We start from the raw sequence: 15,643 nt of genomic DNA, 5'->3' as shown, positions 1-15,643 counted from the left end.
ACGACCGGTTGAATCCGCCCAGTACACCAGTCATAAGTTCAGGAATGAGCTGCTGGCGCATGGCCTGCGGCAAAGCATGAGCCGTAAAGGCGAATGCTGGGATAACGCTCCGATGGAGCGCTTCTTTGGAAGTTTGAAATCAGAGTGGGTGCCCGAGACGGGTTACGCATCAGAACATGAGGCCCGAGCAGACGTGCAGCGTTATGTCTCGCGCTACAACATCACCAGGCCCCACAGTTACAACGATTACCGGTCGCCGGTCGTCAGGGAGAGACTGGCGGCATGAACCTTAAATGGTGTCCAAGAATACTTGACCAGTTCAGCCCCCCTCCCACAGTTTGTTTGGCGTACAGCCCGCAATTACTCGGACTTGGCCTGGTGCTTGACGATGATATCCACCAGGCGTTTGGCAAGTGCCGGGTAGTTCTCGTCGAAGTGATGGCCGCCGGGCAACTTCAAGGCTTCGCCCACGGCAGTCTTATCGGTGCAGCCGCTCTCGTCGACTTCTTCGGCACCGTAGATGCACACCACTTTATCCGCTGGCAACTTGGCCATTTCCGGCCCGGTGGCGGCTTCTTTGCCGGCGTTACCCAGCCAGCCTTCCACTTCGATTTCAAAGCTGCCGGTGCGGGCGAAGGCCAGCAGGATGATCGCATCGACCCGCTGTTGCTCGTTTTCCGGCAGGCGGTTGTAAATGGCGGGCAGGACGTCGGCGCCGAACGAGTAGCCAGTCAGCACGAAGCGTTTGGTGCCCCACTTCTGCCGGTAGTGCTGCATCAGCTCGGTGAGGTCCTTGGCGCTTTGTTCCGGGGTCTTGTGTTGCCAGTAGTAGCGCAGGGTGTCGATGCCGACCACCGGGTAACCGATCTTAGCCATCTCGCTGGCCACATCGCGGTCCAGGTCGCGCCAGCCGCCGTCACCGGAGAGAAACAGCGTGACGGTATCCTTGGCTTGCCCGGCCGGCACTTCAACCACCGGGATCGCCAGGCCGCCGTTGTCCGACCCCACCAATTGCTTGCGCAGTTCGTTGTTCAGCACTTGCGGGTAATGAATGTCGTAGTCGCTGATGCTGGTGGTGGCGCGCGGCGTATCGCGTACGAAACTGGCGCTTTCGTCGTCAGGGTTGTCGTTCCAGGCCACCAGCCAGTTGCCGTGGGCGGCGGTCTTCGGCAGCGGATCCTTGCAACCTTCCTGCACCAGGGCAAAGCCAACGGAGATGGCATTGGCCTTATCGTCGTTCTGTGTGGCCAGCCAGCGCCACGCGAGGGCTGCGCCAGGGCCGATGCCGCTGACTAGGGTCGCTGGGCCTTTGAGCTGCGCCAGAGCGCCTTGCAAGGCTTGTTCTTGTAGCTTGCAGTCGTCCTTGGGCAGCACCACCTGCACGATCTGCGCTTTACCGCCCTGGCTCAGGGCAAGCAATTGACTGTCGGCCAACACGTCGTCGGCCGTCACCGCCACGATCACACGGGCTTTGGCATTGCCGTTCGGGGTCACGCGGGTCATCGCCGCGCCATCGGCCTGGGGCAACTGCTCCAGGGTGGGCTGCGGGGCAGGGCGGTTCCAGTACCAAAAGCCGCCACCCAGGATCAGGGCGAGCAGCACTACAAAGGCCAATACATACCGCCAGGAGCGTCGAATCATCAGCGTTTCACCAATCCAGTCAAGCCGCCCGCAATCAGGGCGGCGGTATCGGCCAATGCCACCAGCGGATCGAGTCCTGCGGGCACGGCCATGTAACGAGGTTCCCAGTCGGGCTGGAACTTGTCTTTGAAGCGGCGCAAACCTTGGAAGTTATACAGTTGCTCGCCACGGCGGAACACCATCGAGCCCAAGCGCTGGGTCAGCGGAGCGCCGCGTCGCGGTTGCAGGCCCGACAGCGGCACCATGCCGAGGCTGAAGCGGGCGTAGCCGTGGGTTTTGTAGTGTTGAATCAGGCCGACCATCATAAATTCCATGGTCAATTTGGGCGCGTCCGGGTGCGCGCGCATCAGGTCCAGGCTGGCCAGGTCGTGGCTGTACGTTTCGAGCAGGTTGGCAAAGGCCACCGGGCGCCCTTCGAAGCGAATAATCGCAATGCGAAAGTGCTTAAGGTAATCGTCGCTGAAGCGCCCCAGGGAAAAGCCTTTTTCCCGCACGTTCTTACCGGTCAGCCAGGCATCGGAAATGACCTTAAGCTCGTCCATCGGCGCCGTGCCCGGTTCGCAGATCTCCAGGGACAAACCGTCCCGGGTGCCGCGGTTCCAGGTGTAGCGCAGATCCTTCATCTCTTTGCCCTTGGCTTCCAGGTCAAAGCGCTTGAGGTCGACGCGGGCTTCTTCGCCCAACTTGATCGCGGTCAGGCCGATATCCATGTAGTACGGCAGGTTTTCCGCGCGCACTTGGTAGAACACTGGGCGCGCGTGGTGGATGTCACACAGGTCGCGGAACTGCCAGATCATCTCGGCCCGTTGTTGGGTCGGGCCGATCGGATCGTACAAGGCCACCAGGCTGCGTCCACGACGGGCGTACATCAGGAACGCTTCATCGTTTGGGTGAAACAGCAGGGCTTTGTCGCCGGTCAACGCCAGGCCGCCGTCGGGTTGGGACGAAGCCATTAAAATCTTGGTGGCGCGCTCCAGCTCTTCCGGCGTCGGTAAATGGATCACCGGGCGCGCGGTGCGCAGTAGCCAAGTCAGCGACACAATCACCAGCAACACCGCTGCGCCCAGCAACGAGCGCAGGCCACGCGGCGCGTTGGCGTCGAGGGTGAACTGCCACCACAGTTGATGGCTGTAGGGGACATCTTGATAGGCAAACAGCAGCAGCCAGATTGAAGCCCCCAGCACGCAGACGCTGGCCACCAGGTATAGCGGCGAAAACGGTAGCTCGGTCAGTCGGCTGGCGCGGTAGAACGAGCGCCGGAAGATCGCCAGCAGCACCGCAGTCATGGTCATCAAGGTGGCTTCTTCCCAGTCGAAGCCTTTAAGCAGCGAGAGCAGGGCGCCCACCAGCAGCAGCACCATGGTCAGCATCCAGGCGGCCGACAAACGTCGACGCAACCCTTGAGCGAGCAGCAGGCACAGCACGCCGATCAGGCTGGCGCCGAAGTGGGACGCGTCAATCAGGCGGTGGGGAATCAGGAAGCCGATGTTTTCCAGGCGTGAATCGATTTCCGGCGTGGCGCCGGAAAACAGCAGGACCACGCCGGACAAAAAAACCAGTACGGCCAACACCGGTGCCGCCAGACCCGAGGCAACCCGCAGGCTCTGCTGGGTCTGGAACAGGCGCTGGGCCTCGTTGACCAGCAGGAACACACAGGCAATCAACAGCGGCAGTACCACATAGATCATGCGATACAGCAGCAGCGCGGCCGCCAATGGCGCGGCGCCGAGCTTATCAGCGAAGGCGGCGAGCAGGATCGCCTCGAACACCCCCACACCGCCCGGTACATGGCTGAGCACGCCCGCGGCCAGGGCCAACAGGTACACCAGCAGGAACGGCCCGAAAGGCGGCGCTTCCGGTAGCAACATATAAAGGACGGTGGCTGCAGCGGCGACGTCCAGCGCGGTGATGATCAGTTGCAGGAAGGTCAGGCGACGCCCGGGAAGCCGCAGCGTGCGGCGGCCGACTTTGACCAGCAGGTTGTCAGCAAACGGTTGTTCCGGCAGGCGACGGCGATAAATGCCGATGCACAGCACCGTCGACAGCAACAGCACGGCGCCGGCTATGCCGCCGAGCAGTATCTGCGGCAGATGCAGGTAGGTGGCGGCGGCCGGCAGGTTGCTCAAGGTCGCCAGAGCGGCCAACGGTGGCAGGGCAGTGCCCAGGGCCAGGCTGGCAAACACCGTCATGCGCGCCACCTCCGAAGCCCCGATGCCGTGGCGGGCATAGAGACGGTAACGCACCGACCCGCCCGAGAGCATCGACAGGCCAATGGCGTTGCCGATGGCGAATGCGGTGAAGCCGCCGAGGGCCAGAGTCTTGGCGGGCAGGTTCACCCCTGCGTAGCGGGCGCCGGAAAATTCATAGCCCAGCAGGATCACAAAGCCGGCGACGGCCGCGGCGAAGGCTCCCAGCAAAGCTGGCTTGGGCACTTCCAGGATGGAGTCGTGGAGAGCGTAGAGATCCAGCTCCAGCAACAGGTGTCGACAGGCGATCAGGGCGATTGCAAACAGCAACAACGTAACGGCCAGGCCGATCGGCTGTCGGTATTTGCTCAATAGATCGAGCCAACGCAAACGGGTGGGGGCGATCGGTTGGGTTGCAGTCACGGAGTCTTGTGGTTCAGACGAGTTGGCGCGCATCAATCACCTCTAGGATTGTGCGCGACAGGATGGGGGTATCCAGCCAAGTTACCAATCCCTATGGACAAAATAATTACAAATATTAACGCGTATCACCGGGGGCGGCGACTGCGACCATGGGTCGTAGAGGAGTAAGCATAGCGTGTGCTGAGATGGACTCCACAAACCCTGTACGGTTTCATGAAAGATGCCATGTCATTGTTTCAGAAGAACTTTTTCGCCAGATACAAAAAAGGCCACTCTTTCGAGTAGCCTTTTTTGATGTTTGGTTGCGGGAGCCGGATTTGAACCGACGACCTTCGGGTTATGAGCCCGACGAGCTACCAGACTGCTCCATCCCGCGTCTGTGTGGCGGCATTCTACAGAGGAACGCGAGTGTGTCAACCCGTAAATCCAAGAAAAGCGCTTTGGGTTCAATTGGTTAGCGTTCTGTGAGGTGCGCCGCAAACACCGCGGGCCCAGTCAGGCCGAGGCTTTCAGCTCTATCGAGGTGGTAAATTCGATTAAGAAAATAAATCCATAGAGGAGAATTCCTACCGTTCAGACGGAAGATTCAAACTACTGGTGCTATATACAGGGGTGAATGCGATACTGATCGCCCGTTGAATTGCCCCTTCTATTTATGACGCAGCGCAAAATCATCCACGTTGACTGTGATTGCTTCTACGCCGCCATCGAGATGCGCGATGACCCGAGTCTGGCGCAGAAGCCTCTGGCGGTCGGTGGTTCGGCCGAGCGTCGAGGGGTGATTGCCACCTGTAACTATGAAGCGCGGGCCTACGGGGTGCGATCGGCGATGTCGTCACGGCATGCCTTGAAGCTGTGCCCGGACCTGACCATCGTCAAGCCGCGCATGGATGCTTATAAAGAGGCGTCGAAGGAAATCCAGACCATCTTTCGCGACTACACCGACCTGATCGAACCGTTGTCGCTGGATGAAGCCTATCTGGACGTTTCCGACAGCCCGCATTTTGGCGGTAGCGCCACACGCATTGCCCAGGACATCCGTCGTCGCGTCTCAAACCAATTGCACATCACCGTGTCCGCTGGCGTGGCACCGAACAAGTTCCTGGCCAAGATCGCCAGCGATTGGAAGAAGCCCAATGGCCTGTTTGTGATCACGCCGGATCAGGTCGAAGCGTTTGTCTCGCAGTTGCGCGTCAGCAAGCTCCACGGCGTGGGCAAAGTTACCGCTGACAAACTGGCGCGCTTGGGCATTGAAGACTGCCTGCAACTGCGCGAATGGAACAAGCTGGCGCTGGTGCGGGAATTCGGCAGTTTTGGCGAGCGACTCTGGAGTCTGGCCCGTGGCATCGATGATCGCTTGGTACAGAACGATAGCCGTCGGCAATCCATCAGTGTGGAAAATACCTACGATGTGGATCTGCCGGATCTCTCAAGCTGCCTGGCTAAATTGCCCGAACTGATGGAAACCCTGGCCGGGCGTATGGCACGCATCGACAGCAGTTATCGCGCGGGCAAGCCGTTCGTGAAGGTGAAGTTTCATGACTTTACCCAGACCACCTTGGAGCAGGCCGGGGCAGGGCGGGATCTGGAGAGTTATCAACAATTGATGACCCAAGCGTTCAATCGCGGCGGCAAGCCCGTGCGTCTGCTGGGGATCGGGGTACGGTTGTTGGACCTCAGTGGCGGTAACGAACAGCTAGAGTTCGCCTGGTAGAAACCGCCAATCAAAATGTGGAAGGGGCTCCTCCCACATTCGATCTCCAGCCCTGTGAGCGTCTCAGCGTGCGCCTGGATCCGCTACGAGTCGCCCCGCATCCTTGGTTAGCGCTTGCAGGAATTCCTGCTGCAACTCCGGATCATTGCGGGTCAGTTCGATCAGGCTTTGTTCCAGCTCGCTGGCTTCTTCTTCCAGACCCAGCTCCGACAGGCGCTTGACCCGGTGTACCCACTGGCTGACTTCGTCATCTTCCAGATCGTCGTAGATCAGGCCATGGGCTTCGAGCAACTTACCGCGCAGGGTGTTGCTGATGGCCAGGGTCGAGTCCGAGTGCACGTCGTCCTGGCCATCCTCCACGCTGATCTTCAAGGTGGTGACATGGTTAAGGTCCTGCTCGGCGAACGGGCTGTCCAATAGGTTCAGGCGCAGCACGCCGTTACGGTCGGTAGTCAGCTCGTGGGTGTGTTTGCCGGCGGTGACTTGCACGGGACGCTCGCTCCACGGCAGGCTTGAATACTCCAGGCGCTTGTCGCGCTGAACTTCATCGATACCCGCCAGGTTCTGTTGCGCGCGTCCATGGGACTGCACGTTCATGAACGGGTTAAGCCCGTCTATGCCGTAGATCAGCCAGTCGTGGGTCATGCTTGAAGGCAGGTTGCCGAGGGCGAAGATGTTCGCCACATTGGCGCCCGCACCCGCCACCAAAGCCACTGCGCCCAGAGGCATCTCATAGACTTTGCGCCAGGGCTGATAGGGGGTGTAGCGGTCGTAACGCCGGGTGACTTCGAACTCGGTGACCTCGAAGGTCTTCTGCTCGTGAATGCGAACCCGGCGTTGCGGCAGTTCCAGCACTTTGGGTTCGCCTACATCAATCTGCAGGCTGTGATCGAGCAATTTGCGCTCGACCCGCTCCTCGTGCTCGCTGCGTTGCGACATATGATTGGCGCAGCCGCTGACCAGCAGGGCGCCGCACAAGGCGGCGCCCCCCAGGGCTCTGGTGTTTCGCTTGAACATGACTTCTCTTGATCTGGTTTTCAGCGACGAATACGCGCCTGAAGGAAAGACAGCACGTCAGCCACCGGCAACGGTTGGGCTTCGGCTTCGGTCCGGCTCTTGTATTCCAGATTGCCATCTGCCAGGCCGCGGTCGCTGACCACGATCCGGTGTGGGATGCCAATCAGTTCCATGTCGGCGAACTTGATGCCAGGGCTGGTTTTCTTGTCCCGGTCATCCAGCAGCACTTCAAAACCGGCGGCCGTCAATTCGGCATACAGTTTGTCGGTGGCTTCGCGTACTTGCTCGGTTTCGTAGCGCAGCGGTACCAGCGCCACTTGGAATGGCGCCAGGGCGTCGCTCCAGATGATGCCTTTCTCGTCGTTGTTCTGCTCGATGGCAGCCGCCACTACGCGGGATACGCCAATACCGTAGCAACCCATTTCCAGGGTGATCGGCTTGCCGTTCTCGCCCAGCACTTCGCACTTCATCGCCTTGCTGTACTTGTTGCCCAGCTGGAAGATGTGCCCGACCTCGATGCCGCGCTTGATTTCCAGGGTGCCCTTGCCATCCGGGCTTGGGTCGCCGGCCACCACATTGCGCAGGTCGGCCACGGTCGGAACCGGCAGGTCACGCTCCCAGTTCACGCCGAAGTAGTGCTTGTCGTCGATGTTCGCGCCGATACCGAAGTCGCTCATCAGCTCGACCGAGCGGTCGATGATGATCGGCAGCGGCAGGTTCAGCGGGCCCAGGGAACCGGCGCCGGCGCCAATGGCGTCGCGCAGTTCGGCATCGCTGGCCATGACCAGTGGGCTGGCCACGCCTGGCTGCTGGGCTGCCTTGATTTCGTTGAGTTCGTGGTCGCCACGGATAACCAGGGCGATCAGCTTGCCTGCTTCCTCAGCGTGCACGATCAGGGTCTTGATGGTCTTTTCAATCGGCAGATTGAATTTCTCCACCAGGGCCGCGATGGTCTTGGTGTCCGGCGTGTCCACCAGGCGCAGTTCTTCGGTCGGGGCAGGGCGCGAGGTTTCCCGTGGCACGGCCTCGGCTTTCTCGATGTTCGCCGCGTAGTCGGAACCGTTGCTGAACACGATATCGTCTTCGCCGGACTCGGCCAGTACGTGGAATTCGTGGGAGCCGGCGCCGCCGATGGAACCGTTATCCGCTTCAACCGGGCGGAATTTCAGGCCCAGGCGCGTGAACACATTGCAGTAGGCCTGGTGCATGCGGTCGTAGGTGACCTGCAGGGACGCCTGGTCGGTGTGGAACGAATAGGCATCCTTCATGATGAATTCGCGGCCGCGCATCAAGCCGAAACGTGGGCGGATTTCATCACGGAATTTGGTCTGGATCTGATACAGGTTCAGCGGCAACTGTTTATAGCTGCTCAGCTCGTTGCGCATCAGGTCGGTGATAACTTCTTCATGGGTCGGGCCAGCGCAGAAGTCGCGGCCATGACGATCCTTGAAGCGCAGCAACTCAGGGCCGTACTCTTCCCAGCGCCCGGATTCCTGCCACAGTTCAGCCGGTTGGGTGCTCGGCATCAACACTTCCAGGGAGCCGGCGGCGTTCATTTCTTCACGAACGATGGCTTCGACCTTGCGCATCACCTTCAAGCCCATGGGCAGCCAGGTGTAAAGGCCGGAGGCCAGCTTGCGAATCATGCCGGCGCGCAGCATCAGCTGGTGGCTGATCACGACCGCATCGGAAGGCGTTTCTTTCTGTGTGGCGAGCAAATATTGACTGGTACGCATGGTAGGCCGTTGTCGGTTGCTTGGACTTGAAATGACTTGGGATTGTACGGGCGCGGGCTGCAGGAGTACAGGCATCAGAATGCAGAGGGGCATGTGGGATGGGGCTTGCCCCCGATAGCAGGGTGTCAGGCGCTAATGTGTTACTGAGCTACCGGGGGCAAGTCCAATCGTCGCAATGCCCCTCCCACATTGTCAGTCTTCAGCCGGCGGACTCAATCGAATCCGCCGATTTTCCTGGAACCAGTGCAACGCAATCAGCAGCAGCGTCGGCACACCCAGCATGCAGGTGATCAGGAAGAAGTTGTGGTAACCGAATTTCTCCACCATCACGCCCGAGTAGCCGCCAATCAAGCGGGGCAGCAGCAGCATGATCGAGCTGAGCAACGCATATTGGGTGGCGGAGAACTTGAGGTTGGTCAGGCTCGACAGATAGGCCACGAAGGCCGACGTGGCCATGCCCGAGCTGAAGTTATCCAGGGAGATGGTGAAAATCAGCATCTGCAGGTCCGGGCCCATATCGGCGAGCATCACGAACAGCAGGTTAGTGCCGGCCGACATGACGCCGCCGATAAACAGGATCGGCAGGATACCAAAGCGCACGATCAGCAAGCCGCCCATACCGGCGCCGAGCAGGGTCATGATCAGGCCGAAAATCTTGCTGACGCCCGCAATCTGGTCCTTGGTAAAGCCCTGGTCGATGTAGAACACGTTGGCCATCACGCCCATCACCGTGTCGGACATGCGATAGGTGGCGATCAACCCGAGCAGCAGCAGGGCCTGCCAACGGTAGCGCAGGATAAAGTCGTTGACTGGCGTCAGCACCGGCGCCAGGCCACGGCGGCCCATGGTCGACAGGCACAGGCAGGTCAGCGTGATATAGAGGATTGCGCGCAGGAAGGCGCGGTCTTCCATCAGCAAATCCCACAGGCTGACGCCCTGGAAGAGCACGCTGGCGAAATCGGTGTTGTACAGCTGAGTGAACATCGCCGGCACTGACACCAGCAGTACGATCAGCACGAACACCGAGGCCAGTTGATGCACGAAGCTGTAGCGGCCCGCCTGCAATTGGGTACGCAGCGGCACATTGGGCTCACGCATGAACAGCGTGGTCAGCAGGGCAGGGATCATCAGCACGCCGAACAGCACGTAAGTGCCGGTCCATGCCGAGTGTTTATAGTTGAAACCGGTGGAGCCGAAACCTTCGGCAAAGAACAGCGCGCCTGCGGTGGCCAGCAGCGCGGCGATCCGGTAGCCGGACATATAGCTGGCGGCCAAGGCCGCCTGGCGGCTGTCGTCGGCGATTTCCAGGCGATAGGCGTCGACCGCGATGTCCTGGGTGGCGGAGGCAAAGGCAACGATCACAGCAATGGCGATCAGCCAGGACAAATGCTTCTGCGGATCGCAGAACCCCATGCCGATCAAGCCCAGGATGACCAGCGACTGCGCGAGCACCAGCCATGAACGGCGGCGCCCGAGCCTGCCCAGCAGCGGCAGGCGCCATTGGTCGAGCAGCGGCGACCAGACCCACTTGAAGGCGTAGGCCAGCCCGATCAGGCTGGCATAGCCGATGGTTTCGCGGGCCACACCGGCTTCGCGCAACCACACCGAAAGCGTCGAGAACACCAACATGTAAGGCATGCCGGCGGCGAAGCCGAGCAACAACAGCACTAACGTCGAGGGGCTGGCATAGGCAGCGAGCGCGGCGCGCCAGGTTTTACGGGGCATGGGCTGGAGTCTGCCTCAGATTCACGGAAACAAAGCGCGCACTCTAACCGCTGTGCTCTACCGGGCGCCAGCCATGACGCTGAATATCAACGCGATTGTTCAGGATACTGACACCTTCGCCGCGCAAACGCGCACGTTGTTCGTCACCCGATGCACTGCCCGCCGGCAGACTTATCCGACCGCCGGCACCCAGCACGCGATGCCAGGGCAGCCGCGTGTCCTCTGGGAGCTGGCTCAAGGTCCGCCCCACCCAGCGCGCCGCCCGCCCGAGACCGGCCAAGTGCGCCAGCTCGCCGTAGCTCACCACGCAGCCCTCGGGCACTTGCGCCAAGGTCAGGTACAGCGCGGTGCGGCGCATATCGGCAGCGGTTTGTGGTGTATCGACAGGCAATTTCACTGTGGGACTATCCGTTGAATATGTCGGCATTTTTGCAAGAAACGGCTGTAAACATGGCGGTGAGAATTGAACTCATCTGCGATCCCTGAGTCAGTCCTTGCTAAGACGTTATCTAACACGATAATGCCCTCTTTTTCGCCAAGCCCGAGCCTCGAATCCGCTTATGTTGTCCAGAACCTTGCTGTGCCTTGCTGTTTTAAGCGCTTCCACACCCTTGCTTGCGGACACCGTCTGGTTGAAGAACGGTGACCGCCTGACCGGCAAAATCAAGGTCTTCGACGGCGGCAAATTGCTGATCCAGACCGCGTATGCCGGTGCGATTCCAGTGGACTGGAAGCAAGTCAAAACCCTGGAAAGCGACCAGGAGCTGCTGGTTAAGCAGGATGCCTACAGTGGCGAGAAAGCCAAGTCCCTCCAAGCGGCAGAAGACGGCAAAGTGGTGCTGGCCAATGGCGAAGCGCCCAAGACCGTTGAACTGGCAAGCATCCAACAGATAATCAAGCCTAAACCGGTGATCGAGGACCTGGTGTGGAAGGGCAATGTCGATCTGGCACTGGACTACAAGCGCGCCGAAAAAGACACCAACGACTACGACATCGACTTCAAGACCACCGCCCGCCATGGCCAATGGCGCCATACCGGGCAGGGCGAATACAACCGCGAATTCCAGGATGACGTGACCACCACCGACAACTGGGCCCTGGAGTACGACCTGGACCGCTTTATTACCGAGCACTGGTTCTGGCAGGGGCGCCTGACCTACAAGCGCGACAAAGTCGAAGACCTGGCGCGTCAGCGCACCGTGGGTACTGGCCCTGGCTACCAGTTCTGGGATGACGAGCTGGGCGCTTTCTCCCTCGGCTCGCTGGTCAACCGCACCGACTATGAATATGCCGACGGCGGCAAGGACAACTTCTATTCCCTGGCCATGAAGTGGAACTACAACCGCTATCTGGTGGGCAAGACCGTTGAGTTCTTCACCAATGGCGAACTCGGCAAGCCTATCGATGCGCCAGCCGAGTACTCCCTGGATGCGGAAATGGGTCTGCGCTACAAAGTCACCGAGTGGGCATCGCTCAACCTCAAGGCCGAGCGTGACGTGATCAGCGGCGATTCGGAGAGCAGCCTGAGCAAGACCCGTTATACCGCCGGTTTCGGGGTGGCTTGGTAGTCGCGTCCCTGGCAACCGCTGCTTATATTGATTACCTTGTGTTGAGATCCATTCCCATACGTTATGGGCGGCTGAATACCCGAGGAGTCATACGTTGAGCGCACAGGTTGCCAAGAACGCCCGAGAGCTGTTGCTCAAGGAGTACCGTGGGGCTCTCTCCACATTGTCCAAAGCCATGCCTGGCTTTCCATTTGGATCGGTGGTGCCGTACTGCCTGGACGAGCAGGGCCGCCCGCTGATCCTGATCAGCCGCATCGCCCAGCACACCCATAACCTGCAAAAAGAGCCCAAATGCTCGCTGCTGGTCGGTGAGCGTGGGGCGGACGATGTGCAGGCGGTAGGGCGTCTCACCTACCTGGCCGAAGCCGAGCAATTGCATGACGATGCCGCCATCGAGGCCGCAGCCGAGCGCTATTACCGCTACTTCCCCGAATCGGCCAATTACCACAAGGCCCACGATTTCGATTTCTGGGTGCTCAAGCCGGTTCGCCACCGCTACATAGGCGGATTCGGCGCGATCCACTGGCTCGATCAAATGACCCTGGCCAACCCCTTCGCCGGCGCGGCAGAGCGCAGCATGGTCGAACACATGAACAGCGACCATGCCAAGGCGATTGCCCATTACGTCGACCTGGCCGGTTTACCCGTCAACGAGCCTGCGCAATTGGCCGGCATCGACAGTGAAGGCATGCACCTGCGGATTGGCCAGTCGCTACATTGGTTGCCATTTGCCGCGCCTTGCAACACGCCGACACAAGTGCGCGAAGCCTTGGTTTCACTGGCTCACGCCGCAGCCTGGCCGAAAAAAGCGGCGGCTGACGCTTGAATTCACGAAACGGCGACGTCATCTAAGGTGGACTGGCAAGGCATTCTTGCGTTGAGGAAACATTTGATGCGCCCTTTTTTATTGCTCTTTCTGCTGTTCCCGGTGTTGGAGCTGTTCGTCTTCGTTCAAGTCAGCGGTGCGATCGGGTTCTTCCCAGCATTGCTGTTGATTATTCTGGGCTCGATGCTCGGCGTTCTGGTGCTGCGCGTCGCGGGCCTGGCCACGGCGCTGCGTGCCCGTGAAAGCCTGAATCGCGGCGAATTGCCCGCTCAGACCATGCTCGAAGGTCTGATGATGGCCCTGGCCGGTGGCCTGTTGATTGTGCCTGGTTTCATCAGCGACGTGGTGGGCCTGGTGATGCTGCTGCCGGTCACCCGCAGGCTGCTGGCCGGTAAGATGCGCCAGCGTGCCGAGGAGGCAGCTATTCGTCAGCGCGCGTTTGCCGAAGACCTGCAACCCCGTGGCGGCCCGGCTCCGCGCCAGCCCCTGGGCCGTGAAGGCGATGTGATCGAAGGCGAGTTCGAGCACCGCGACAGCAAATAACCGCTCCATTGGCACGGCACCTTCGGGTGCCGTGCTGCGTTTACCCGCTCCCGGACATAAAAAATTTCATTTGCCGCCCCTTGTAATAAGCCCAGACGCCCTTATGTAACGGTCACCGCAAGGTTTCTGGTGGTGACACTAGACAGACTTCCGCGTTTCGCTCAGCGAACCGCGACCGGCACCGCCGGAATTTAACCCGCCGGAATTGATACCGGCCGATGAAAAACACAATTAGGAGAGATCGACAATGAGCAAGCTTCGTCCTCTGCACGACCGCGTCGTCATCCGTCGCAGCGAAGAAGAAAAGAAAACCGCCGGCGGCATCGTGCTGCCAGGTTCGGCTGCTGAAAAAGCCAACCACGGTGTGATCGTCGCTGCTGGCCCAGGCAAAACCCTGGAAAACGGTGAAGTACGCGCGCTGGCCGTGAAAGTGGGTGACAAGGTTGTTTTCGGCCCTTACTCCGGTAGCAACACTGTGAAAGTCGACGGCGAAGACCTGCTGGTAATGGCTGAGAACGAAATTCTCGCTGTACTGGAAGGCTGATTTCCCGCTCATTTTCCCGTTACTTCAAAGTATTTAAGGAATATCGATCATGGCTGCTAAAGAAGTTAAATTCGGCGATTCCGCCCGCAAGAAAATGCTCACCGGTGTCAACATCCTGGCTGATGCAGTAAAAGCGACCCTGGGCCCGAAAGGCCGTAACGTGATCATCGAGAAGAGCTTCGGCGCTCCGACCATCACCAAGGACGGCGTTTCCGTAGCCAAAGAAATCGAACTGGAAGACCGTTTCGAAAACATGGGCGCGCAGCTGGTCAAAGACGTTGCCTCCCGTGCCAACGATGACGCAGGCGACGGCACCACCACCGCCACCGTTCTGGCTCAGTCGATCGTCAACGAAGGCCTCAAGGCCGTCGCTGCCGGCATGAACCCGATGGACCTCAAGCGCGGTATCGACAAGGCGACCATCGCCATCGTTAAAGAGCTGAAGAACCTGTCCAAGCCATGTGCCGACACCAAGGCCATCGCTCAGGTGGGTACCATCTCGGCCAACTCCGACAACTCCATCGGCGACATCATTGCCGAAGCCATGGAAAAAGTCGGTAAAGAAGGCGTGATCACCGTTGAAGAAGGCTCGGGCCTGGAAAACGAACTGTCGGTTGTTGAAGGCATGCAGTTTGACCGTGGCTACCTGTCCCCGTACTTCGTCAACAAGCCAGACACCATGGTTGCCGAGCTGGACAGCCCGCTGATCCTGCTGGTCGACAAGAAAATCTCCAACATCCGCGAAATGCTGCCGGTGCTGGAAGCGGTTGCCAAAGCCGGTCGCCCACTGCTGATCGTGGCCGAAGACGTCGAAGGCGAAGCCCTGGCGACTCTGGTTGTGAACAACATGCGTGGCATCGTCAAAGTCGCTGCCGTCAAGGCGCCAGGCTTTGGTGACCGTCGCAAGGCCATGCTGCAGGACATCGCCGTTCTGACTGGCGGTACCGTTATCTCCGAAGAGATCGGTCTGAGCCTGGAAAGCGCCACTCTGGAAAACCTGGGTAGCGCCAAGCGCGTGACCCTGTCCAAGGAAAACACCATCATCGTTGACGGTGCTGGCGTTGAAGGTGACATCGAGTCGCGCATCGCTCAGATCCGCGCCCAGGTTGCCGAGACTTCCTCGGACTACGACCGTGAAAAACTGCAAGAGCGTCTGGCCAAGCTGTCCGGCGGCGTTGCAGTGATCAAGGTTGGCGCCGGTTCCGAAGTTGAAATGAAAGAGAAGAAAGCCCGCGTTGAAGACGCCCTGCACGCAACCCGTGCAGCCGTTGAAGAAGGCGTGGTACCTGGCGGTGGCGTTGCGCTGATCCGTGCTCTGGAAGCCCTGACTGGCCTGACTGGCGACAACGCCGACCAGAACGTCGGTATTGCTGTACTGCGTCGCGCTGTAGAAGCACCACTGCGCCAGATCGCTGCCAACTCCGGCGACGAGCCAAGCGTTGTGGTCAACGAAGTCAAGAACGGCAAAGGTAACTACGGTTACAACGCCGCCACTGGCGTCTACGGCGACATGATCGAAATGGGCATCCTGGATCCAACCAAGGTTACCCGTTCCGCTCTGCAGGCAGCATCCTCCATCGGCGGTCTGATCCTGACCACCGAAGCGGCCATTGCTGACAAGCCGAAGGCTGAAGGCGCGGCTGGCGGCGGTATGCCAGACATGGGCGGCATGGGTGGCATGGGCGGCATGATGTAAGCCAGCCTTACCCCCGTACTGAAA

General features: G+C 59.9%; 13 protein-coding genes and 1 tRNA gene. 7 read left to right on the top strand and 7 right to left on the bottom strand.

The features are described 5' to 3' along the window. Window positions 1-286: integrase core domain-containing protein (locus YA0848_RS27160; RefSeq protein WP_198731453.1), on the top strand; the 286-nt coding region annotated here is incomplete at its 5' end. Window positions 287-360: 74 nt separating this feature from the next. On the opposite strand, the gene YA0848_RS27155 is transcribed toward YA0848_RS27160, so the two are convergent. From YA0848_RS27155 to YA0848_RS27145, 3 genes are all read right to left on the bottom strand, one after another. Beyond that, the gene (locus YA0848_RS27155) at window positions 361-1,641 is read right to left on the bottom strand and encodes a virulence factor family protein (protein ID WP_169903328.1); all 1,281 of its coding nucleotides are present in this window, start codon (window positions 1,639-1,641) and stop codon (window positions 361-363) included. Beyond that, window positions 1,641-4,283 (bottom strand): bifunctional lysylphosphatidylglycerol flippase/synthetase MprF, encoded by a 2,643-nt coding sequence (gene mprF, locus YA0848_RS27150; protein WP_034100314.1) that lies wholly within the window; start codon window positions 4,281-4,283, stop codon window positions 1,641-1,643. The genes YA0848_RS27155 and mprF overlap by 1 nt, the downstream gene beginning before the upstream one ends. Before the next feature lie 266 nt (window positions 4,284-4,549). Beyond that, window positions 4,550-4,626 (bottom strand) — tRNA-Met (locus YA0848_RS27145). 279 nt (window positions 4,627-4,905) lie between these two features. On the opposite strand from YA0848_RS27145, the gene dinB reads away from it, so the two are divergent. Then, window positions 4,906-5,964: a DNA polymerase IV gene (gene dinB, locus YA0848_RS27140; RefSeq protein ID WP_034100312.1), complete on the top strand. Its 1,059-nt coding sequence runs from the start codon at window positions 4,906-4,908 to the stop codon at window positions 5,962-5,964. Window positions 5,965-6,027: 63 nt separating this feature from the next. Here dinB and YA0848_RS27135 read toward each other — a convergent pair whose 3' ends face one another. From YA0848_RS27135 to YA0848_RS27120, 4 genes are all read right to left on the bottom strand, one after another. Further along, window positions 6,028-6,981 (bottom strand): hypothetical protein, encoded by a 954-nt coding sequence (locus YA0848_RS27135; protein ID WP_034115008.1) that lies wholly within the window; start codon window positions 6,979-6,981, stop codon window positions 6,028-6,030. Between the two features lie 20 nt (window positions 6,982-7,001). Further along, on the bottom strand, window positions 7,002-8,717 hold the full coding sequence (locus YA0848_RS27130) for a proline--tRNA ligase (RefSeq protein ID WP_034100308.1): 1,716 nt from the start codon (window positions 8,715-8,717) through the stop codon (window positions 7,002-7,004). 192 nt (window positions 8,718-8,909) lie between these two features. Beyond that, window positions 8,910-10,442 carry an AmpG family muropeptide MFS transporter gene (locus YA0848_RS27125; protein ID WP_034115007.1) on the bottom strand — a complete coding sequence of 511 codons (1,533 nt, stop codon included), beginning with the start codon at window positions 10,440-10,442 and terminating at the stop codon, window positions 8,910-8,912. Window positions 10,443-10,485: 43 nt separating this feature from the next. Further along, window positions 10,486-10,869 carry an MGMT family protein gene (locus tag YA0848_RS27120; protein WP_052198998.1) on the bottom strand — a complete coding sequence of 128 codons (384 nt, stop codon included), beginning with the start codon at window positions 10,867-10,869 and terminating at the stop codon, window positions 10,486-10,488. A 133-nt stretch (window positions 10,870-11,002) separates the two neighbouring features. Here YA0848_RS27120 and YA0848_RS27115 point away from each other — a divergent pair, with 133 nt between their 5' ends. The 5 genes from YA0848_RS27115 (at window position 11,003) to groL (ending at window position 15,619) form a co-directional block, all read left to right on the top strand. Continuing rightward, complete coding sequence (locus YA0848_RS27115; RefSeq protein WP_169903330.1) at window positions 11,003-12,010, top strand: DUF481 domain-containing protein; 1,008 nt, start codon at window positions 11,003-11,005, stop codon at window positions 12,008-12,010. A 94-nt stretch (window positions 12,011-12,104) separates the two neighbouring features. After that, complete coding sequence (locus tag YA0848_RS27110; protein WP_034100300.1) at window positions 12,105-12,836, top strand: HugZ family pyridoxamine 5'-phosphate oxidase; 732 nt, start codon at window positions 12,105-12,107, stop codon at window positions 12,834-12,836. A 66-nt stretch (window positions 12,837-12,902) separates the two neighbouring features. Further along, window positions 12,903-13,379, top strand: a complete 477-nt coding sequence (locus tag YA0848_RS27105; RefSeq protein ID WP_169903331.1) for an FxsA family protein — start codon at window positions 12,903-12,905, stop codon at window positions 13,377-13,379. Between the two features lie 247 nt (window positions 13,380-13,626). Continuing rightward, a complete protein-coding gene (locus tag YA0848_RS27100) occupies window positions 13,627-13,923 on the top strand; it encodes a co-chaperone GroES (RefSeq protein ID WP_017846112.1) in 297 nt (98 codons plus the stop codon). A gap of 49 nt (window positions 13,924-13,972) precedes the next feature. Next, window positions 13,973-15,619 (top strand): chaperonin GroEL, encoded by a 1,647-nt coding sequence (gene groL / locus YA0848_RS27095; RefSeq protein WP_034100295.1) that lies wholly within the window; start codon window positions 13,973-13,975, stop codon window positions 15,617-15,619. The last annotated feature ends 24 nt before the right edge of the window (window positions 15,620-15,643 follow it).

The sequence above is a fragment of the Pseudomonas sp. S4_EA_1b genome, assembly GCF_016307435.1.
Taxonomy (GTDB): Bacteria; Pseudomonadota; Gammaproteobacteria; order Pseudomonadales; family Pseudomonadaceae; genus Aquipseudomonas; species Aquipseudomonas rhodesiae.
This window is presented reverse-complemented; position numbering and strand designations above follow the sequence as displayed.